This window comes from Eleftheria terrae (genome assembly GCF_030419005.1).
In the GTDB taxonomy this organism is placed as follows: Bacteria; Pseudomonadota; Gammaproteobacteria; order Burkholderiales; family Burkholderiaceae_C; genus Caldimonas; species Caldimonas terrae.
The window spans coordinates 4,930,204-4,950,418 of record NZ_CP106951.1 but is presented as its reverse complement, the minus strand read 5'-3'; the positions used below and the strand labels follow the sequence as shown (position 1 = coordinate 4,950,418).

The following is a 20,215-nucleotide window of genomic DNA, read 5'->3' as shown; positions in this document are numbered from 1 at the left end:
CATGCCCACCCTCCTCCATCCAAAGACCCTGCCCGGCGGGCAGCCCCGTGCCGGACGGCAGAACGGCCCTTCCGACAGCGCAGCCACGACCGCCCGGCAGCGCCGGTGGGCGGTACTGCGCAAGGTGCTCACCTGGGCCTTCTTCGCGCTGGTGATCGGCATGGTCGCCTCGCAGGCGCGCTCGGTGGAGTGGGGCCAGGTGGGCCAGGCGCTGCGAGGCTACCCGGCCATCACGCTTGCGCTGGCTGGCGCACTGGCCCTCCTGAGCTACCTGCTGTACAGCAGCTTCGACCTGTTCGGCCGCGCCTACACCGGCCACCGCCTGCCGGTGCCCACCGTGATGGGCGTGGGCTTCATCAGCTATGCCTTCAACCTCAACCTGGGGGCGCTGGTGGGCGGCGTGGCCTTCCGGCTGCGGCTCTATAGCCGCCTGGGGCTGGAGAAGGGGCAGATCGGGCAGATCCTGGGGCTCAGCGTGCTGACCAACTGGCTGGGCTATTGCGCACTGGCCGGAGCGGTGTTCAGCATGGGTCGCATCGAAGTGCCACCCGACTGGAAGATCAGCTCCGGGGCGCTGCAGGTGCTGGGTGTCGTGCTGGTGATGCTGGTGGCCGGCTACCTGGCCGCTTGTGCCTGGTCACGCCGGCGCAGCTGGCAGGTGCGCGGCCATGAGCTGGCGCTGCCCTCCCTGCGGGTGGCCCTGCTACAGCTGGCCGCCTCCAGCGCCAACTGGCTCACCATCACCGGCATCGTCTACGTGTTGCTGCAGCAGCAACTGGCCTATCCGGTGGTGGTGGCGGTGCTGCTGGTGGCCGCGGTGGCCGGGGTGCTGACCCACGTCCCGGCCGGCCTGGGCGTGCTGGAAGCGGTGTTCATCGCCCTGCTGGGCGGCCAGGTGGCGCAGGGACCGCTGGTGGCGGCCCTGGTCGCCTACCGGGCCATCTACTACCTGGCACCGCTGCTCATCGCCGCGGTGATGTATGCCCGGCTGGAAGCGCGGGCCCGGCGCACCGCCGCGCAAGCCGCGCAGGGCTGAACCGGCCCGCCGTCACGGCGGGTGGCCCGGCACCGGCAGTTCTTACTGCTTGGTTGCGGAAAACGGTGCCACCACCCCGGTGCTCTCGGCGAGTTCGGCCAGCATGGCGCGCGCCACCGGATTGAGCGACTCGTTGTGCGACGCAGCCTCCAGCGCGGACGCAAAGATCGGCATGTTGGCCTTCGATGCTGCCGCCAGGGCGAGCAAAGACTGGCGCCACACTTGCTGGAGGATGTCTAGGGTTTCAGTTTGGATGGGATTCATCGACGTCTTGACGAAAACGAGGGACCGGTCGTTGGACTCTGCCGTTACGTGAATGCCGAGCATTGCACGCGGTGACATGAGGGAGATGGAGCAGAAGATGTACCCGCTTCCGGCGATTGCCACTTCCACCGACCGGCACCGGCGCGATGCCGGCATCTCCCGCTGCGGTCGCCTGCTGCGGCCCCTTGGCGGTCTGCTTGCCGGCTGGGCAATGGTCTCCCTGGCAGGCGCCGAGCCGCTGCCGCCGCTGGGCATCGACCGCACTGCCGTGACCGTCTCCGGGCTGTCTTCCGGCGGCTACATGGCGGTGCAGCTGCTGGTGGCGTATTCGGGCACCTTCTCGGGAGCGGCCGTCATTGCAGCTGGCCCCTATGACTGTGCGGAAGGCAATGTCGAGCACGCCAGCCGCCGCTGCCTGGGCCACGGCGGGGAGATTCCGGTGGAGCGCCTGGCGGCGCTCACCCGCGCCCGGGCGGCGGCCGGCAGCATCGACCCCCTGTCGGCACTGGCCAGGGCGCGGGTCTACCTGTTCTCCGGCCGGCGCGACAGCGTCGTTCCGACGGCCGTGACCGACGCGCTGCAGCGCTACCTGCTGCACTTCCTGCCCGCCACCGCACTGCGCTACCGCAAGGACATCGACTCCGAACACGGCATGGTCACCGACGGCCATGGCAGCGCCTGCGGCCACAAGGGCAGCCCCTACATCAATGACTGCGCCTTCGACCTGGCCGGCGAACTGCTCGCCTTCCTCTACGGCCCGCTGCAACCGCGCAACGAGGGGCCCTTGCGGGGCCGCTTCGTGTCGTTCGACCAGCCGGCGTGGCCGCGCGACCATGGCCTTGCACCCAGCGGGCGGCTGTTCGTTCCCGCCGACTGCGAACGCGCCGGTGCCCACTGCCGGCTGCACCTGGCTTTCCACGGTTGCGGGCAGAACGTGGCGCGCCTCGGCGAACGCTATGTGCGCGAGACCGGCTACAACCGCTGGGCCGACACCAACCACATCGTCGTGCTGTACCCGCAAACCGGCGCCACGGCGCCCAACGGCTGCTGGGATTGGTATGGCTACAGCGGCCAAGAGCATGCCCTGCGTTCCGGCCCCCAAATGGCGGCGGTGCACGGCTTCGTGGAACGCCTGGCCGGCACGGCGGGCGCCTGCCACCATGCCACGCTCTGGGAACACCTGCTGGCAGGGCGGCTCTACCTGGCCTGGGGCATGGCATATGCCAGCGGTTCTGGTGAAGCCCTCGGTGGCTTCTGGCCGACCCGTCGCCTTGGACTGCGACAGACCGGGCCCGCACGCTACGAGCGCACCTCCTGCCCGGCCACAAGCCGGCCCTGACAGCAGCGGACCGGCGTTCCCGGGCCGCCCCAAAAACTCCTTAAACACCACCGGCCAGAATCCCGGCCAGCGGCACGCCGGTCCCGGCGCGTCCACCCACAGGAGCCGACAGATGGATCGACTGAACTCGATGCGCGCCTTCGCCAAGGTGATCGACGAAGGCGGCTTCGCCGCCGCCGCCCGCGCCATGGACGTCTCCGCGGCGGCGGTGACACGGCTGGTGGCCGACCTCGAGAACCACCTGAAGGTGCGGCTGATCCACCGCTCCACCCGCCGGCTGGCGCTGACCCCCACCGGGCAGGGCTATCTGGAGCGCGTACGGTCCATCCTGCATCAGCTCGAGGAAGCCGAAGCCCAGGTGGACGCCGCCATGCGCCTGCCCGAGGGCGCGTTGAAGATCAAGGTGCCGGCCGCCGCGGTGGCTCGTCACCTGGGCTGCCATCTGCCGCGTCTGCAGCTGCGCTTTCCCGGCTTGAAGCTCAACTTCCTGGTAGCGGCGGCGGATGCGGCCAGCAGCGCGGATACCGGCTGGGATGCCGCTGTGCTGCTTGGCGGTGCTTGTCCTCCAGCGGGGCTGGACGGCGAGGCGGTGGCGCGGGCGCTCTCGCATGGCAGCGGCGTGCTCTGTGCCAGCCCGGCCTACCTGAAGCAGCACGGCATGCCACTGCACCCGGCCGAACTGGCCCGGCATGAATGCCTGCTGGCCGACCCGGCCGGTGAAGCCGGTGCCGACACCTGCTGGCGCCTGGTCAGCGCCGGCGACAGCCACACGGTGCACAGCCGCGCCAGCCTGAGCGCCGGCTCGCTCGACACCTTGTACGCAGCCGGCGTTGGCGGCCTCGCGCTGGTGGGCTTGCCGTCGATGATGATCGAGGATGCGCTGGTCGACGGCACCCTGGTGCAGGTGCTGCCACAGTGGCAGGCGCCCACCTTCACGCTGTACGCCGCCATGCCGTCGCGCAAGTTCGTGCCAAGCCGGACGCGGGCCTTCATGGACTTCCTGGCCGAAGTGTTCCAGCCGCCGACCGCGGCCGCGATGTAGGACGACACCGACATTCCCGTCGGAGCCTGCGGGCTTCGCAAGCCTGTCACGCAGCCCTAGCATGCTGCCAAGCAGAACAACTACCGTCCACCCCCATGACAAGAGCCCACAGCGGCAAATACCTGCTTCTGGTAGGACCGCAAGACGCCCCCCGTGCCCTGCTGTTCGGCGCCCGCCATGACCTGCTGGCAGAACTGGATCACAGCGACCTGGTGATCGATGACCTGGTGCAGGCCGGCGCGCCCTGCCCTCCGCCCGAGCCCCTGGCCCGCCAGGCCGGGCTCGCCAAGCGGGGAGAAGCGGCCAACGCGCGCTGCTATCGCCTGGCCGACTGGTAGGCCACAGCGGCGCTGCAGGGGCCAGCCGGCAGGCGGCCCGCATTGCCGGCGACGGTCCGGGCCACGGCCGGCATTGGCCTCAGTCCACCACTTCGATCACTTCCCAGCGGATCTCGCAGCCACCGTCGGCGGCTTCAGCGGCCTCGATCAGGCGCCCCGCACCGCAGGCACCGCGCTCGACCGTGGCCGGGTCGAGCGCTGCGAGCACGAGGGCTGCGTCCTGGTCGTTCGCGATGCGCAGGGCGGTCGTGCCGTCCCCGGTGCTGAACGGGCCGTCGTGCCAGCGCAGCGCGCGGGCCGGGTCATCGGTCAGCCAGCGGCCGCCGCGCAGCTCGACCTTCACCCGTCGCTCACGAGGCAGGTGCAGGGTGAGCAGGACCAGCCGCGCCGACATCGCCTGTCCTTGGCCGCGGCCCGTCAGCCGCCGATGGACAGCGCCGGCGTCTGCGGCGCGCCGCTGTCGGGCCGGCCCGGCCCCTGGCTCAGGTGTTGCGACCGCTGCCGCTGCTCCCGCCAGGCGCCGAACTCGGTGCAGAAGCGCTGGTAGCGCTCGTCGCACCAGCGGCGATAGTCGTCATCGCAGCGGCGCAGCTGCTCGCTGCGCCACTGCAGGTAGTGGCTGTCGCCCGGAGCGTCATGCCGGTCCGTGTGCGGCCGGTGTCCGAGGCCCGGGTCGCGTTCGTACTCGCTGGGGTACATCGCTTCTCCTTGTTGTCTCGGGCGATGTCACTGTCCAGCAACGGGTGTTCCCATCCCGGCCGGCGCGGCGGCCATGTACTGCGGGCTGGACACCCCCATGGACACATAGATGCTCGTCACCGCTTCGACGCCCATGTCGGCCGGCTCCACCCATTCCGCCGGCACGAACAGCAGGCCGCCGCCCACCGGCACCGGAGCGGTCGGCACCAGCACCGCGAGGTAGGCGCGCCCGCCCAGCAGCAGCGGCTGGGCGCTGGACAGCAGGGCCAGCGCGGCGGCGCCGCCGCGGCCGCCGAAATGGCACCAGACCGGGCTCATCGAGGCCGGGCCGCCATCCTTGTTGCGCTCAGTGAGCAGGGCCAGCAGGCGCTTCATCACGTCATAGACGGTCCGCACCACCGGAATGCGCAGTACGGCGGACTCCAGCGCATGCCGCAAGCCCTTCTGCACGCCGGACTCCACCAGCAGGCCAAGGCCGAACACGCCGAGCATCACGATCGCGAAGCCGAGCAGGTAGGCGATGACCTCCGAGCCCGCCACGCCGACGCCAAGCAGCACCAGCACGCGGCCGACCAGGCTCTGCGGACCGATCAGGCCGTAGAGCAGTTGCATCACCCAGGCCAGCATGATGACGGTGACGGCCAGCGGCAGCACCGCCACCAGTCCGGTGAGGAAGGTCCGCAACAGCTTGCGCAAGCGATGTTTCAATCCGGTCTCCTGGCGCGGCCGGCGAGCCGGACCCCATGCCCCACGCCGCCGCGCGCTGGCGGCTATTGTGTCGTGTCGCCGGTGCGATCAGGCGAGCAGGCGCTCCAGCGCTTCGGGTTCGACCGGCTTCACCAGGTGGTGGTCAAAGCCGGCTTCGCGCGAGCGCCGCCGGTCCTCGTCCTGGCCCCAGCCGGTCAGTGCGACCAGCAACGCGTCGCGGCCCCACGGCTGTTCGCGCATCAGGCGGGCGGTCTCGTAGCCGTTCAGCCGCGGCATGCCGATGTCGAGCAGGATGATCTGTGGCCGGAAGCTGGCCGCCAGGCCGAGCGCCTCCACGCCGTCGTGAGCCACGCGGGCGTCGTTGCCCATGATCTGCAGGATGGCCGCCAGGCTCAGCGCCGCGTCCTTGTTGTCGTCCACCACCAGCATGCGGCGCCCGGCGCACTCCGCGGGGTTGACCGGCTCCGCCGGCGCCGGTGGCTGCGCCGGCTGTGAACGCGCCAGCGGCAGTTGCACGCAGAACTCGCTGCCATGACCGAGCCCGGCGCTGGCCGCCTCGACGTGGCCACCATGCATCTCCACCAGGCGCTTCACCAGGGCGAGGCCGATGCCCAGGCCGCCTTGCGAACGCTCGATGGAGCGGTCGCCCTGCGAGAACATCTCGAACAGGCGCGGCAGCATCTGTGCACCGATGCCCACGCCGTTGTCGCTGACACAAACGCGCGCCTCGGCGCCCAGGCGCTGTACCTGCAGGCCGATGGCGCCGCCCGGCTCGGTGTACTTGGCCGCGTTGTTGAGCAGGTTGGAGAACACCTGGGCCAGCCGCGTCTGGTCGGCATCCACATGCAGCGGCTCCTGCGGCAGCTCGATGGTCAAGGTGTGGCCTGCGCCCTCGATGAGCGGACGGCTGGTCTCCACCGCGTCGCGCACGACCGCTGCCAGCTCCACGCGTGCGATGCGCAGCTTGATCTTGCCGCGGCTGATGCGGCTGACGTCCAGCAGGTCGTCGATCAGGCGCACCATCTGCGCGAGCTGGCGCTCCATGACGGCGCGGGCCCGCTCCTGCGCCTGCAGGTCAGTACCGGCCAGCCGCATGATCTCCAGCCCGTTGCGCAGCGGCGCCAGTGGGTTGCGCAGCTCGTGCGCCAGCGTGGCCAGGAACTCGTCCTTGCGCTGGTCGGCCTCGCGCAGTGCCAGGGCCTGGCGCTCCAGGGTCTCGCGCGAGCGCTTGGCCTCGGTGACGTCGCGCATGATCTTCAGGAAGCCGCGCCGCTCGCCACCGGCGCTCAGCCGCATCACCAGGCCGCTGGACCAGAAACGGCTGCCGTCCTTGCGCACATGCCAGCGCTCGTCCTCGGCCTGGCCTTCGCGGCGGGCCTTGTCCAGCTCACGTTCCACCACACCCTTGGCGACGTCCTCGGCGGTGTAGAGCAGCTCGGCATGGCGGCCGAGGATGTCGGCTTCCTCGTAGCCCAGCACATGGCGCGCGCCCACGTTCCAGGCGGTGATGCAGCCCTTGGCATCGAGCGTGAAGATGGCGTAGTCGCGCGCGCTTTCCACCATCAGCCGGAAGCGCTCCTCGCTCTGCCGCAGTGCCTCCAGGGCTTGGCGCCGGTCCTGGATGTCCATGCAGGTGCCAATCCATTCACTGATGCGCCCGGACGCGTCGCGCACTGGCACCGCCCGGCTCTGGAAGTAGCGGAAACTGCCGGTGGCCGCATGCCACAGCCGGGCCTCGACGTCGTAGTGCCCGCCCGACTCCACCTCCTGCAGCCAGGCCTGGCGCAGCCGCTCGCGATCTTCGGCATGCACCGCCTGTAGCCAGCCGAAGCCGCGGTGCTCGGGCCAGTCCTGCCCGGTGCACGCCTGCCACGACGGCTGGGGCTCCGCGAACTCGCCCTGCGCATTGGTGACCCAGACGATGGCGGCGGTTGCCACCACCAGCGAGCGAAACCGCTCGGCGCTGCGCCGTTGTGCCGCCTCGGCCCGCTTGCGTTCGGTGATGTCGCGCCAGCAGTTGACCGCGCCCAGGATCTCACCCTGCGCGTTGCGGATCGCCGCAGCGTCCACCAGCACCGCCACATGCGAGCCGTCGGCCCGCTCGACCAGCAGTTCCTCGTTGCACACGGTCTCACCGTGGCGCGACGCGCGGTACAGCGGCAACTCCTCGGTGGCCAGGCGGCGCCGGCCGTCGGCGGTGTAGACAGGGTGGCCGTCCAGCGGGTGAGCGCCAGTGGCGCCGGCCGGCGCACCGATCAGCTCACGGCCGAAACGGCTGTTGGCCAGCACCGGGTAGTCGGGCGGCCCGCCGACCCAGGCGATGCCCTCCGGCAGGTTGTCGAAGATGGTCTGCAGCAGGGCCTTGGCCTGTTCGGCCTCGCCGGCGCGGCGCTCGGCCTCGGCACGGGCCTGCTCGAGTGCACGCTCGACCTGCTTGCGGTCGTTGATGTCGAGCATGGCCGCCACCAGGCCCACCACGCGGCCCTGCGCGTCGCGCTCCGGCGCGTAGGCACAGCGCATGTGCTGCACGCCCACCAGCGCATACGGGATCTCGGCCTCGAAGCTCACCGTCTCACCGGCCAGCACCCGCTGCACATAAGGCAGCAGGCTGCGCCAGGCCGCCTCGCCCACCACCTCGGCAACATGACGGCCGACCAGGGCCTCGGCGCTCAAGCCGAAGCGCTCGGCATACGCGCGGTTGGCGAAGCGATACCGGCCCTCGGCATCGCTCTGGGCGATCAGCACCGGCGCGTTGTCGGCCACCAGCCGCAACTGCTCGCGCCCCTGCCAGAGCGCCGCCTCGATGCGCTTGCGCTGGGTGATGTCCACGAAGACGCTCATGGCGCCCCGCACCTGGCCATCGGCATCGAGCAGTGGCACTGCATTGCCGACCACCGAGGCCACCTCGCGCCCCGGCACGGCCACCTCGAGCTCCACGCCCAGCACTGCCCGGCCCTCCCGGGCCGCCTGCTGCAGCGGCAGGGCTTCCACCGGCAGCGGCTCGCCCTGGCGCAGGCAACGCCAGGTCGAGCTGCCCGGCGGCACCGCCGGCACGCTGCCGCCGCGGCCCATCAACTCGGCGGCGTGGCGGTTCTCGCTGATGCGCTCACAGTTGCGGTCATGCGCCTGCCAGATGGCCACCGGCGCGGTATCGAACACCGCCTGCAGTTCCTCGACCCGGCGTTCGAGTTCGCGGTTGAGACCCTGGATGCGGCCCTCGGCCTCGCGCTGTGGCGTGACGTCGCGCGCCGCACCGTAAAAGCGCAGCACCCGCCGGTCGGCCCCGCTCACCGGCCGCAGCTTGAAGTGCACCCACACGCTGCGGCCGTCGCGCGTGACATGGCGCATCTCCGCCTCCACCTCCTCGCCAGCCAGCACCCGGCGCATGAACTCGCGTGCCGCGGCCCGTTCCTCGGGTGCCACCACGGCGCGCCAGCCGCCTCGCGCCAGCACCTCGTCCATGGTGTAGCCCAGCAGCTTGGTGAAGCCTTCCGTGATGGAGTCGATCACGGTGCGGCCATCTTCGAGCACCGTGGCTTCGAAGGCGAAGTCGGTGGTGAGGTCGGCGATCGATCGGTGGAAGGTCTGGCTGCGCTCCAGGCGCAGCCGGGTGGCATGCAGCGCCCCGCACAGCAGGCTGGCCGTCACGCCCACGGCGAGGAACAGCACCAGCGCGCCAGCCCGGTCGTGCTCGGCCAGCTCGAAGCCATGGCCAGGCGCCGAAGCCAGCCAGGCGAAGCCCACGCCACACAAGCCCGTGGTCAGCAGGCCGGGCCGCAAGCCGTTCAGCGCGGCCGACACCAGCACCGCCAGCACCGCGGGCAGCATCATCACCTCGGTGTGCAAGTGGCCTTGCAGCACCGCGCCAGCCGCCACGGCCGCCCCGGCGGCCAGCACCGCCAGCAGCCAGGCACCCAGCCTGGCGGCCCGTGCGTCGCGTAAAACTTTCATGTCGGCGCCCTCTGCTGTTCCCCCCGAAGATGGGAGCGTTGCGACCAGCGGAGCAGCGGGGCGTCCCTGCTTTCACGGCCCGTTGTCCCGCCTGCGCGACATCATGCAGGGATCACCAGGGCGCGAACGTAAGGAACTGCAGCACGCGCTACCCTCCCTGATCAGAGGGTAGCGCGTGCGCGGGGAGTGGGAGCGGCGGATCAGTCTTTCTTGACCGGCGGGCAGGAGCTGCCGGGCTGCAGCTTCCAGTCCTTGTCGTCCTTGCCGGTGGAGATTTGCCGCTCGGCATGTTCAGCCGCGGACGGCGAGATCGGGTCGCTGGCGGGGAAGGTCTGGTCCAGCGCGTCGTCGAGCAACTCCTGATAGGTAGGGACCTTGTCCTCCGGCTTCTGGGCCTTGCCCTCCAGCCGATGGTCTTCCCGCTTTTGGTTGTGTTCGTCTTTCATCGCGCTTCTCCTTTCCGGAAAGATCGTGCAAGCGCCGTGCCTGCGTTGCTCAATCGATCTTCTTCTTGACCAGCGCGTCAAAGGTCTCGTCGTTGACCGGCGAGCGCAGCCGGCCGTTGTTGAGCAGCAAGAGGACGGTGTCGACGTTGTGCTCGTCGACGACGATGCGGCCCTCGTGCACCTCCAGTCCCCACTGTTCCTGCTCGTTGAGTTCGAGCAGTCGCTGCATGAAGCGCGCATCGCGGTAGTAGCCGCTTCGGTCGAGCGCCGACATGCGGCGCAGGCGCGGCAGACTGGTACCCACTGCCTCCCGCAGCGGTGCCACGTCCACGAAGATGCCGGCCTGCTCCAGCTCCTGCAGCACCGTGTCGCGCACCCGCTCCATGCCAAGGCGGAAGTTCAGCGCGCTCTCGAACTGTCGCTTGCTGAAGATGAACACTTCGCCGTCACCGGCGAGGAAGTCGAAGCCACTGGCCAGCGTGAATACCTGGCCTTCGTCGAGGTCGAGCAGCATGTGGCCCTCCCAGAGCAGGTTGCGCAGGCCGCGCACGCGGCGGGTGCTGCTCTGCACCGCGGTCTTCTTCACCGCGTAGAGCGAACGCTCGCGGGTCTGCAGGCAGACCACATAGCACCAGGCGTTGAGCAGGTCGTCGATGTGCTGTGCACGAGGCGCGTCGAGCCCGCGGGCGACCTGTTGCTCGATGGCAGGGAAGTCGGTGTCCTCGGCCTCGAGCGTCAAGACCCGCTCGTCCTGGTCTTCGGACACGAATTCATAGGGGATGCTCTCCAGCGGCTGCTGCAGCAGCTGTACCACTTCGCCATGCAGCTTCGCCTGCAGCTTCTCGTCGATGTCCACGCCCAGCACCTCGTAGCGGGCCCGGCGGTCGACCAGGCGACGCTTGACCACCCACAGCGTGGTGGTGGCGTGCTTCCAGTCGGTGTGTTGCAGCGCGGCAAGCTTGTACTGCGGCGAGTCGGCCATCTTCATGCTTCGGTTTCAACCTTCTTGACGAAGTAGAGGAAGTTGGAGAGTCGCGTCACATGGCAACGATCTCCGACACGGAACTCGGTGCGTGACAGCAGCAGGCCCTGGCGCTCGCGCGCGCCTTCCTTGAACTGCGTGTCATAGAGGCCGTAGCCGGCCAGTCCCAGCACCGGATTGACGAGGACATTGCGCGTGCGATAGGCCAGCGCAAACAACATGCCCAGGAACAGGCCCAGGCACAGGAGCGTGCGCCAGTCGCCGAGGTTGAAGTTGTAGAAGGAAATCATGTAGGGGATGGTGTACGCGAACAGCTCCCCCGACTTGTTGCTGACCTTGGTCACCTGCACCGGCAGCCCGTCAGGGATGGACCGCACCGCGAAGAACAGCGCCAGCAGGCACAGCGCAGCACTCCCCGCCACCGCGGCTGCCAGCCGCGGGTGCTGCGGCAGGAAGCTGGTGGCATCGAGGTCCTTCACGAGGATGATCAAGGCCAGCGGGAAGTAGGAGCTGGCGAAGATCAACAGCGAGGGCCAGAAACGCAGCTTCATGGCCGGCGTCAGCCGCTGCGGCGGCGGGGGAAGCGCACGTCTTCCGGCCGGTAGATCTGGATGCCCGGCGACCAGGTGGGCACCGACTCGTCCTGCTGCCGCAGCGCGAAGTTGTCGGCATCGCGCAGCGCCTTGCCAAAGCCGATGCCGGTCAGAGCCTCCACATCGGCCAGCGGCACCTGGTAGGTCTTGAAACGGCCGTAGTGGAAGGCCTCGGCCAGCATGTCTTCCTGGGTCAGCAGGTAGGCCGCGCAGTTCAGCTCGCCGGTGTCGGCCGTGACCAGTGCCGCCACCTTCCAGAACCGCAACGGCACCTGCACGTCCTGGATCACCGGATCGCCGGCGGCGAACACCGGTCCGGTGAAGACGCACACCTTCAGATCCAGCGCGTCGGCGTTGTCGAGGACGTAGTCCTCCAGCTCCAGCCATTCGCGCTGGTTCAGGCCCGGCATCTGGGGTGCGGCATTGGTGTAGTGGAAGGTGTCCTCGTTGGCACGCGCCGCCTCGTCCGGCTCGCCCCACACCGGGTCTTCCCGGCGCACCATGTGGCCGCGGTCGAAGCTGGTCGGGCCGTAGAACTCCTTGCCGATCTGCTGCCGGCGGTCGATGCGCGAGTCGAAGAACCAGACCTGCCCCTTGCGCGAGAGCTTGCGCCTCGAGCTGCCGTCGATGTTGACCGCGGTCACCATCGGCAGCCGGCGCGAGCTGCTCATGCGCACGCTGAAGTGGGTGTAGTCCAGCCGCCAGGGGTCGGCGCCCTCGCCCACCTTGAGCAGGTCCTCGCGCAGCGCCGTCTTGGCCGGCTTGGGCAGCGGCACGCGCGGGCCCAGGAAGCGCTCGTCATAGCCGGGCGCCACATAGCTGGCGGCCGGGCGCGTCTTTTCCTGCAGCTGGGTGTGCAGCGGCGCACCACCGACCCAGGTGCGACCCTTGGCGGCGCGCAGCATCTCCAGCACCGTGTCGATGCGCACCGCGTAGTTGGCCTTGCGATGCGCGCCGGCATAGTGCAAGCCCAGCGCCTTGCCGGTCTGCATGTCGAGGATGACGCTGCCTGAATTCCCGCCCAGCGTGGTCGCATCGTGCTCGAAGAACCAGGCATCGTGGTCCACCGTCATCACCTCGCCTGGCGAGAACCGCTTCACGTCGTAGATGTCGCCGAAGATGCGGTCCACCAGCCGCGAGTCGCTGCGGCTGTCGCGCGCGGGGTAGCCCACCACTGCCATGAAGCGGCGCTGCCGCAGGTTGCGGGCCACCGATTCGACCGGCTCGATCGGCGGCGGCAGTCGCAGCCCCGGCTCGGCCACCACCCGCAGGAAGGCGACGTCAGGGGCGGATTCGCTGTGCGGCGCGATATAGAGCACCTTCTCGATGCGGAACTCGGCCGCGACGACCGAGCGGTACTCCTCGCGGAAGTCGATCCGAGGCAGCACTTCGGCGCCGCCCTGGTTGCGGATGAAGACATAACCCATGCCGGTCGCATCGCGCCGTGCAAACTCCGAAGCCACATGGCGGTTGGTCACCACCACGCCTTCCTCGATCATCCAGCCGGTACCTACCCACTCCAGCGCCGGGTGGCCGACCAGCTCGACACGCCCCACCGAAGGCAGGGCCGGCTCGAAGGCTTCGCGGTACTTGCGCACCCGGCGCGACATGACGTCGGAGCGTGTCGGCAGGGTCACCCGGTCGTTCTCGACCATCAACACGGGCCGCGCGATGGCGCGCACGATCGCCTCGGACAACGGGCGGCTCTTGAAGGCTTCTTCGGGCTCCGGGTTTTCCAGCAAGGACGCCAGCGTGCCGGTGTCCACGTCCCACAGGCCGCCCAGCTCGCTCTCGGCCGCGCGCCGCTGCAGCTCCACCCGCATTTCCTTGTCGTCCAGGATGGACCGCAGGCTGCGGCGCCTTGCCCGTTCTTCGGAGTCGTCGCGACTCGTCATGCCACTTCTCCCTGGTGCACCGCCTCCTGGCGGATACCTCAGGGTAACGCTGCAGGCTGACGCTTGCCTGCACTCTCTGTACTACTTTCTCCTGGTAACAGGAAATGGCTTGACTGGTACTGGAAGCGCTCATCCATGCTCGGTTCGGCTATCAACCGGGGCCTCGGCCCGAGGGCCCAGGCCGTAGTCGCGTTTCACCTCCGCGACCCGCAAGCGGTAGTCGGCAAACACCTCCCGCCGGCCCTCAGCCTGGGCGGCACGGTGCGCCTCCACCTGGCGCCAGCGCGCCACTGCCGCCTCGTCGCGCCAGAAGGACAGCGACAGCAGCTTGCCCGGCTCGCTCAGGCTCTGGAAGCGCTCGATGGAGATGAAGCCCTCCACCTGCTCCAGCAAGGGCCGCAGCTCGGCGGCCAGGTCGAGGTAACGGTCGGTCTGGCCCTCGTGCGGGCGGACCTCGAATATGACGGCCATCATGTGGTGCTTCCTTCCTTGGTCACAGGGTGAGCAGCGGGATGCGGGCATTGACCGACGGCCGGTACACCGGCCGCTTGCCAAAGCCAGCCGCAGCGCTGCAGAGCCGGTCCGGCTGCTGCACCAGCACCGCCATGGCGCCGCAGGTCATGGCGGCGGCCAGGTCCGAGCCGGGGCAGCGGTGCCTGCCGCTGCCGAAACCGTCGTGGCCCACCTGCCGGCGGCGGGCGTCGAAGCGCTCGGGCTGCGCATGCAGGGCTGGATCACGGTTGGCCGCGGCCAGCAGCACCAGCACGGCCTCGCCAGCCGCCATCTCGACGCCGGCGCCGAGCCGCACGGCGCGGCCCGCGTAGCGGCGCGTGTTCTGGATGGACGGGTCGTGCCGCGCCACCTCGGCCACCACGCCGTCCAGCGGCTGCCGGCCGGCCTGCACCTCCGCACACAGCGTGGCATCGCGGCCGAGTGCCAACGCGGTATTGCCGATGAGCCCGGCCGTGGCATCGCAGGTCTGGCTCAGCAGGCCGACCAGATTGGCGGCGAACACCTCGCGCGCCAGCCCCGGATCCTGCGGCGGCGCCCAGTCACCCAGGCCGCGGTCGAAACAGCCGGACAATTCGGCCGCGGCGGCCTGCGCCGCCTCCAGCTGTGCAGTACCGCTCAGGGGAGACAGGCAGGCGACAAACGCCTCGACCTGGCGGGCCACCCGCGGGCAGTCGCCGTCCGGCACACCGAGCAGCTGCGCCATCACCAGCAGCGGCACCCGGTACAAGGCTTGCGCGTCGTCGGCCGATCGCGCCGCCCACACAGCGCTCGCCTGCTCGGCCGCCAAACGCCGGGCTTCGGCCGGTTGCCATGCCGCCAGTACCGTCCTCAGCGCCCGACGTGCCGCGGCATGCGGCACGCCCTCGTTCATGCGCGCCAGCCGGCCGAACACCGCACCCGCGGCGGTGCCTTGCAGCGCCGGCGGCACCGGCTGCCCAGGCGGCCGGACCAGCAGGTCGGGATGCTGCAAGGCCCGCTCGACCAGGTCGGCACTGGCGGCCACCCAGCTCGACAGGCGCTCGTCAAAGTACCAGGGCCGCTCTGTGCGCAGGCGCGCGTAGTACGGATAGGGATCGACGGCGGTGGCGGCCTGCACCGGGTCGTGGGGATCGTGCTTCATGTCGTGAGGGATCGTCGCTGCTGTGAAGTGACTGGCAGTCTGCTAGGCTCGGAACTCCCACGCTTCCACCGACAACGAAACATGGATGCAGACTGCGGCCTGCCTGGCATTGCGGCGGCCATTGCGGAACCGGCCCGCGCAGCGATGTTGTGCAGCCTGCTGGACGGCCGCGCCCGCACCGCGACCGAGCTGGCCGCGCTGGCCGGGGTGGCCGCATCGACGGCCAGCGCCCACCTTGGCCGATTGGCTCGCCAGCAGTTGGTGGAGTGCCTGCCCCAGGGCAAGCATCGCTACTACCGGCTGGGCTCGCCGGAGGTCGCCGCAGCCCTCGAAGCCCTGCTGGTGGTGGCCGGTACGCCGCGGCCCGCCTTCCGATCGAGCGCCCCGACATCGTTGCGGCAGGCCCGCACCTGCTACGACCACATGGCCGGCGGCGTCGCGGTGTCCGTGCTGCAGACCCTGCTCTCGCGTGGCTGGCTGCTGCAGGAGGGGCGCGACTACGACGTGGCGGAGCCCGGGCTGCAGGCGCTGGCCGGCTGGGGCATCGACGTCGCGGCCACACGCGGACAGCGACGTCGCTTCGCCTGCGCCTGCGTCGACTGGAGCGAGCGCCAGCCGCACTTGAGCGGTGCACTGGGCGCGGCACTGCTGGACGCGGTGATCGGCCGCCGCTGGGTGGTGCGCGAATTCGACAGCCGCGCGCTGACGGTGACGCCGCAAGGCTGGCGGGAATGGCTCGCCCCGCTGGACCTCCGCCCCCAGGCGCCGGCCTAGACAGTGACGCCGGCCACGCCCTGCTGTTCCAGGGCTTCCTGCAGCATCTGCAGGAACACGCGGGTCTTGGCCGGCATCAGTCGCCGCCCCGGAAAGACCGCCCAGGCCGGCAGCTCCGGCAGGCACCAGGCCGCCAGCACCCGCACCAGCCGCCCCTCGGCGACCCAAGCCGCCGCCAGTACGTCGGGCAACGCAACGATGCCGATGCCCTGCAAGGCCAGCCCCATCAACAGCGGCGGCGAATTCGCCGTGCCGCGCGGCGGCGGCAGCCCTTGCCAGCGCTCCTCGCCGCGCAGCAGCACCCAGGGCATGAATTCGCCGTTGCTCGCCCGCAGCGGCAGTCCGTCGTGCTGCAGCAAGTCGGCGGGTTGCTGCGGCGTACCGCGCAGCGCCAGGTAGGACGGCGCGGCATACAAGCCCCAGGTGTGGGTGAACAGGCGCCGGGCCGCCAGGCTCGAATCCTCCTGCAAGGCACCCATGCGGATGGCCAGGTCGTAGTTCTCGCCGACCAGGTCGACCCGGCGCGCCGACACATCGACCTCCAGCGTGATGGCGGGATGCCGAAGCAGAAATTCGGCCAGAAAGGCGGACAGGTCCAAGCCGCCGAACTCCCCCGGCAGCGAGACGCGCAAGCGCCCACTCGGCAGGGCCTGCCGGTGCAGGGCCAGGGAGGCGGCGGCGTCCACCTCGGCGGCCACCTGGCGGGCATGCTCCAGCAAGGCCAGGCCGAAATCCGTCAGGCTCAGCTTGCGCGTGGTCCGCATCAAGAGGCGCTCACCCAGCTGCCGCTCCAGCAAGGCCAGGCGGCGCGAGACAGTGCTCTTCGGCAGGCCGACCCGCTCGGCAGCGCGCGTGAAGCTGCCGGCCTCGGCCACGCGGGCAAACAACAGGAGGTCGCCCGGATCAATCTGCTGCATTGTTCCTTGCATGGAACAATGTTATCCATCTTCCTGGCTTTTTAGGCGAATACATCATCAATAAAGTCTCGACATCGCCACCCACTCTTTGCAAGGTTCACTGCCATGAAGATTCTGCAAGTCAACTCCAGCGCTCGCGCCGAAGGCTCCCAATCCGCCCTACTGGCCGACCAGCTGGTGGCCCGGCTGAAGGCCGCCGCGTCCGACGCCGAACTCGTGCTGCGCGACCTGGCCCGCACGCCGCACCCGGCACTCGACGAGGCCGCGCTGCAGGCCCTGTTCACGCCGGCCGAGCAACGCACCGCCGGGCAAGCCGCCCGCGTGGCGCTGGACGACACGCTGATCAGCGAGATCCAGGCGGCCGACGTGGTGGTGCTCGGGGTGCCGATGTACAACTTCGGCATCAGCACCCAGCTGAAGAACTGGATCGACGCCATTGCCCGGGCCCGCGTCACCTTCCGCTATACCGAGACCGGCCCGGAGGGCCTGCTCACCGGCAAGAAGGTCTACGTCGTGCTGACCCGCGGCGGCCGCTATCGCGACACGCCGGCCGACACGCAGGTGCCCTACCTGCGGACCGTGCTGGCCTTCCTCGGCATGACGGACATCGAGTTCATCTACGCGGAAGGCATGGCGATGGGCGAAGACGCTCAGCGTGCAGCCCTCTCCGACGCCCAGCGCCAGATCGAGGCGGTGCTGGCCTGAACGGCCGGCCTTCGCGATCGTTTCCGAGGAGTACACCGTGAACCGCTCACCCGACCTGCCTGAAACAGTCACCCATGCACGCCGGGTCGAGCGCCTGGTGCAGGGCACCGCCACCTCAGACGGTGGCGGAGTCAAGCTCACCCGGGTCCTGACCCAGCCGCTGCAGCGGCGGCTCGACCCCTTTCTGATGCTTGACGCCTTCCACAGCGACGATCCGGACGACTACGGAGCCGGCTTCCCCGATCACCCGCACCGGGGCTTCGAGACCGTCACCTACATGATCGCCGGCCGCATGCGGCACCGCGACAGTGCCGGCAACGAAGGTCTGCTCGGCCACGGCGGTGTGCAGTGGATGAGCGCCGGGCGCGGCCTGGTGCATTCAGAGATGCCGGAACAGGAAGCCGGCCTGATGCAGGGCTTCCAGCTGTGGCTGAACCTGCGGTCCCAGGACAAGATGGGCTCGCCCTGGTATCGCGACATCCAGGCCGCAGACGTGCCGCAGTTCGATACCGCCGCAGGCGTGACCGCCCGGGTCATCGCCGGCAGCAGCCATGGTGTGCCGGGTGCCGTGCAGCGGCCGCACACCGAGCCGCTTTACCTCGACCTGCAGTTCGGCAAGGGCAGCCACTTCGAGCAATCCCTGCCTTCCGGACACAACGCCTTTGTGTATGTGTACGAGGGGGAACTCGACATTGGCGGCCAGGCCGTGCCGGCCCAGCGCATGGCCATCCTTGCCAATGCGCCGGACGCCGACGGGGTGGTGCTGCGCAGCCGCGGCCGCGCACGTGCACTGTTGATCGCGGGGCGCCCTCTGAACGAACCGATCGCCCAATACGGCCCCTTCGTGATGAACAGCAACGCCGAGATCTTTCAGGCGGTGGACGACTTCCGCGCCGGCCGCTTCACGGCCGCCGCATAAGCCGGCCTCGCGCCGGCTCCTCAGCGGGGCCGGGACGGCGAGGCCATCACTCGTGGCCTCGCCAGCGGCGCCTTGCGAGGCACCGGCGTGCGCTGGCGGCGCGAGATCGGCAGCTTCACCGGCTCGATCTGGCCGGGATCCGGCAAGGCAGCCACGCGGTCCAGCAACTCGAGCAACCGGCCCAGCACCTGCGGTCCCAGTTGGGACTCGATCTCCTGGTAGCGGGCATCGACGCGCGAGGCCATCTTGTCGACCAGGCGGCGGCTCTTCGGCGTCAACTCGACGACCACCTTGCGCTGGTCGGTGGAGATGCGAAAGCGCTTGATCCAGTCGTCACGCTCCATGCGCTCGAGGACGCCGGTGAGACTGGGGCCGGGAATGCTGCAGGCTTCGGCGATGCGGCCGATCTCCATCTCGCCGTGTTGCGAGAGGGTGCGGATCACGCGCCACTGCTGCTCGGTGACGCCGGCCAGCTTGAGGTTGGGGCGGAAGTAGCGCATGACGGCCTCACGCGCTCGCAGCAAGGCATGGGGCAGATTGCGATGCTGTATGACGGCGGGCATGGCGCTCTCCTGACAGATGTTAATTAGTTCGTTCATTAATTCTAGGCGTCGCATCTCCGCTTCGCCCTGCCTGTTAGCTGGCTTGTTTGACAGGTACCTGTGAGAAGACGCCGGCACTGCAGCCCGCCACCGCCATTCGCCGCCACTGACGGTAATAATAATTAATCGCATCTACAATGAAGTTCTTCCATAGCGACCTGAAGGAGTGAGATGTCGATCCAACGCCTGCTGCTGGCAGCTGCCTTGTCTGCTGCCGCCCTCCCGGCTTCGCTGCCCGCGTCGGCCCAGGGCAGCGCGGCGACCAGCGCGTCTGCTGCAGTGGCGCCAGTCGCCGCGCCCCAGGTCGTGGCCCACTATGCAACGCTGGTGCATGCCAGCTATGAAGACACCTTGCAAGGTGCGCTCGCGCTGCAGCAAGCGGTGACGGCCTTCACCGCCCAGCCGTCGGCCGACACGCTGGCCGCGGCGCGCAAGGCCTGGCTGCAGGCCCGCGAGAGCTACGGCCAGACAGAGGCCTTCCGCTTCTATGGCGGCCCGATCGACGACGAGCAGGGGCCCGAAGGCCGCATCAACGCCTGGCCCATGGACGAGTCCTTCGTCGACGGTACCCGCGACAAGGCCCGCGCCGGCCTCGTGAACAACCGCAAGGTGGCCCTCACGAAAAAGACGCTGGCGGGCTACAACGAGCGCGGCGGTGAAGAGAACATTTCCACCGGCTGGCATGCCATTGAGTTCCTGCTGTGGGGCCAGGATGTGGACGAGGCCGGCCCGGGTGCTCGCTCCTTCGAGGACTTCGTGGACGGCAAGGCGCCGAATGCCGACCGCCGCCGCCAGTACCTGAACGTGGTCACCGAGTTGCTCGTGGACGACCTGCGCTCGCTGGTCAAGGCCTGGGCGCCGGACGCCAGGAACTACCGCGCCCGCTTCGAGAAAGGCGGCAACGAATCGCTGCGCAAGATCTTCGTCGGCCTGGGGTCGTTGTCGCGCGGCGAACTGGCCGGCGAACGCCTCGAAGTCGCCCTGGCCAGCCAGGACCAGGAGGACGAGCATTCCTGCTTCTCGGACAACACCCACCGCGACGTGGTGGCCAATGCGCTCGGCATTCAGAACGTCTGGCTCGGCCAGTACCGGCGCAGCGACGGCCGCACGCTGTCGGGCCCCTCGCTGCGCGACCTGGTGGCCGCCCGCGATGCGGCCCTCGCCGAGCGCACCACCCAGCAGATTGCCAGCTCGGTGGCAGCCGCGGAGGCGATCCAGGCGCCCTTCGACCGCGAGATCACCGGTGGCAAGGACGCTCCCGGCCGCCAACGCGTACAGAAGACCATTGCCAGCCTCGTGCAGCAGAGCAAGGACCTGGTCGACGCGGCCAACAGCGTTGGCATCACCCGCCTCACCCTGACCCAGCCCTAGT

The 20,215-nt window shown here is 69.5% G+C and carries 21 protein-coding genes; 8 read left to right on the top strand and 13 right to left on the bottom strand.

Going from position 1 to position 20,215, the window contains the following annotated elements:
• Position 1 precedes the first annotated feature (1 nt).
• Positions 2 to 1,036, top strand: a complete 1,035-nt coding sequence (locus tag N7L95_RS22155) for a lysylphosphatidylglycerol synthase domain-containing protein (protein WP_301257416.1) — start codon at positions 2 to 4, stop codon at positions 1,034 to 1,036.
• 42 nt (positions 1,037 to 1,078) lie between these two features.
• Here the strand turns inward: N7L95_RS22155 and N7L95_RS22150 are convergent, their stop codons facing one another.
• Complete coding sequence (locus N7L95_RS22150; RefSeq protein ID WP_301257415.1) at positions 1,079 to 1,300, bottom strand: hypothetical protein; 222 nt, start codon at positions 1,298 to 1,300, stop codon at positions 1,079 to 1,081.
• Positions 1,301 to 1,397: 97 nt separating this feature from the next.
• On the opposite strand from N7L95_RS22150, the gene N7L95_RS22145 reads away from it, so the two are divergent.
• The 3 genes from N7L95_RS22145 to N7L95_RS22135 all read left to right on the top strand — a co-directional run bounded on the left by N7L95_RS22145 (position 1,398) and on the right by N7L95_RS22135 (position 4,019).
• Entirely contained in the window at positions 1,398 to 2,639 is a 1,242-nt protein-coding gene (locus tag N7L95_RS22145; RefSeq protein ID WP_301257414.1) for an extracellular catalytic domain type 2 short-chain-length polyhydroxyalkanoate depolymerase, read from the top strand.
• Between the two features lie 112 nt (positions 2,640 to 2,751).
• Complete coding sequence (locus N7L95_RS22140; protein ID WP_301257413.1) at positions 2,752 to 3,681, top strand: LysR family transcriptional regulator; 930 nt, start codon at positions 2,752 to 2,754, stop codon at positions 3,679 to 3,681.
• A 95-nt stretch (positions 3,682 to 3,776) separates the two neighbouring features.
• Positions 3,777 to 4,019: a hypothetical protein gene (locus N7L95_RS22135; RefSeq protein WP_301257412.1), complete on the top strand. Its 243-nt coding sequence runs from the start codon at positions 3,777 to 3,779 to the stop codon at positions 4,017 to 4,019.
• Between the two features lie 79 nt (positions 4,020 to 4,098).
• Here N7L95_RS22135 and N7L95_RS22130 read toward each other — a convergent pair whose 3' ends face one another.
• The 10 genes from N7L95_RS22130 to N7L95_RS22085 form a co-directional block, all read right to left on the bottom strand.
• Positions 4,099 to 4,413, bottom strand: a complete 315-nt coding sequence (locus N7L95_RS22130) for a hypothetical protein (protein ID WP_301257411.1) — start codon at positions 4,411 to 4,413, stop codon at positions 4,099 to 4,101.
• Between the two features lie 23 nt (positions 4,414 to 4,436).
• Positions 4,437 to 4,718: a hypothetical protein gene (locus tag N7L95_RS22125; RefSeq protein WP_301257410.1), complete on the bottom strand. Its 282-nt coding sequence runs from the start codon at positions 4,716 to 4,718 to the stop codon at positions 4,437 to 4,439.
• Positions 4,719 to 4,745: 27 nt separating this feature from the next.
• Positions 4,746 to 5,426: a DUF502 domain-containing protein gene (locus N7L95_RS22120; protein ID WP_301257409.1), complete on the bottom strand. Its 681-nt coding sequence runs from the start codon at positions 5,424 to 5,426 to the stop codon at positions 4,746 to 4,748.
• A gap of 87 nt (positions 5,427 to 5,513) precedes the next feature.
• A complete protein-coding gene (locus tag N7L95_RS22115) occupies positions 5,514 to 9,377 on the bottom strand; it encodes a PAS domain S-box protein (RefSeq protein ID WP_301257408.1) in 3,864 nt (1,287 codons plus the stop codon).
• Positions 9,378 to 9,577: 200 nt separating this feature from the next.
• Positions 9,578 to 9,823 carry a hypothetical protein gene (locus N7L95_RS22110; protein ID WP_301257407.1) on the bottom strand — a complete coding sequence of 82 codons (246 nt, stop codon included), beginning with the start codon at positions 9,821 to 9,823 and terminating at the stop codon, positions 9,578 to 9,580.
• Between the two features lie 49 nt (positions 9,824 to 9,872).
• Entirely contained in the window at positions 9,873 to 10,811 is a 939-nt protein-coding gene (locus N7L95_RS22105) for a Kiwa anti-phage protein KwaB-like domain-containing protein (RefSeq protein ID WP_301257406.1), read from the bottom strand.
• Positions 10,808 to 11,356 carry a KwaA family protein gene (locus tag N7L95_RS22100; protein WP_301257405.1) on the bottom strand — a complete coding sequence of 183 codons (549 nt, stop codon included), beginning with the start codon at positions 11,354 to 11,356 and terminating at the stop codon, positions 10,808 to 10,810. The genes N7L95_RS22105 and N7L95_RS22100 overlap by 4 nt, the downstream gene beginning before the upstream one ends.
• Positions 11,357 to 11,364: 8 nt before the next feature.
• A complete protein-coding gene (locus tag N7L95_RS22095; RefSeq protein WP_301257404.1) occupies positions 11,365 to 13,293 on the bottom strand; it encodes a DNA/RNA non-specific endonuclease in 1,929 nt (642 codons plus the stop codon).
• A 129-nt stretch (positions 13,294 to 13,422) separates the two neighbouring features.
• Positions 13,423 to 13,767, bottom strand: a complete 345-nt coding sequence (locus N7L95_RS22090) for an antibiotic biosynthesis monooxygenase family protein (RefSeq protein ID WP_301257403.1) — start codon at positions 13,765 to 13,767, stop codon at positions 13,423 to 13,425.
• Positions 13,768 to 13,786: 19 nt separating this feature from the next.
• Positions 13,787 to 14,926, bottom strand: coding sequence for a cytochrome P450 (locus N7L95_RS22085; RefSeq protein WP_301257402.1), 1,140 nt, complete (start codon positions 14,924 to 14,926; stop codon positions 13,787 to 13,789).
• An 81-nt stretch (positions 14,927 to 15,007) separates the two neighbouring features.
• On the opposite strand from N7L95_RS22085, the gene N7L95_RS22080 reads away from it, so the two are divergent.
• Positions 15,008 to 15,700 carry an ArsR/SmtB family transcription factor gene (locus tag N7L95_RS22080; RefSeq protein ID WP_301257401.1) on the top strand — a complete coding sequence of 231 codons (693 nt, stop codon included), beginning with the start codon at positions 15,008 to 15,010 and terminating at the stop codon, positions 15,698 to 15,700.
• On the opposite strand, the gene N7L95_RS22075 is transcribed toward N7L95_RS22080, so the two are convergent.
• Positions 15,697 to 16,617, bottom strand: a complete 921-nt coding sequence (locus N7L95_RS22075; protein WP_301257400.1) for a LysR family transcriptional regulator — start codon at positions 16,615 to 16,617, stop codon at positions 15,697 to 15,699. The two genes, N7L95_RS22080 and N7L95_RS22075, sit on opposite strands and share 4 nt — an antisense overlap.
• Before the next feature lie 105 nt (positions 16,618 to 16,722).
• Here N7L95_RS22075 and N7L95_RS22070 point away from each other — a divergent pair, with 105 nt between their 5' ends.
• Positions 16,723 to 17,322: an FMN-dependent NADH-azoreductase gene (locus N7L95_RS22070; RefSeq protein WP_301257399.1), complete on the top strand. Its 600-nt coding sequence runs from the start codon at positions 16,723 to 16,725 to the stop codon at positions 17,320 to 17,322.
• Between the two features lie 37 nt (positions 17,323 to 17,359).
• Positions 17,360 to 18,241, top strand: coding sequence for a pirin family protein (locus tag N7L95_RS22065; protein ID WP_301257398.1), 882 nt, complete (start codon positions 17,360 to 17,362; stop codon positions 18,239 to 18,241).
• Between the two features lie 20 nt (positions 18,242 to 18,261).
• On the opposite strand, the gene hpaR is transcribed toward N7L95_RS22065, so the two are convergent.
• The gene (hpaR, locus tag N7L95_RS22060; protein WP_301257397.1) at positions 18,262 to 18,804 is read right to left on the bottom strand and encodes a homoprotocatechuate degradation operon regulator HpaR; all 543 of its coding nucleotides are present in this window, start codon (positions 18,802 to 18,804) and stop codon (positions 18,262 to 18,264) included.
• Between the two features lie 210 nt (positions 18,805 to 19,014).
• Here hpaR and N7L95_RS22055 point away from each other — a divergent pair, with 210 nt between their 5' ends.
• Positions 19,015 to 20,214, top strand: a complete 1,200-nt coding sequence (locus N7L95_RS22055) for an imelysin family protein (RefSeq protein WP_301257396.1) — start codon at positions 19,015 to 19,017, stop codon at positions 20,212 to 20,214.
• The last annotated feature ends 1 nt before the right edge of the window (position 20,215 follow it).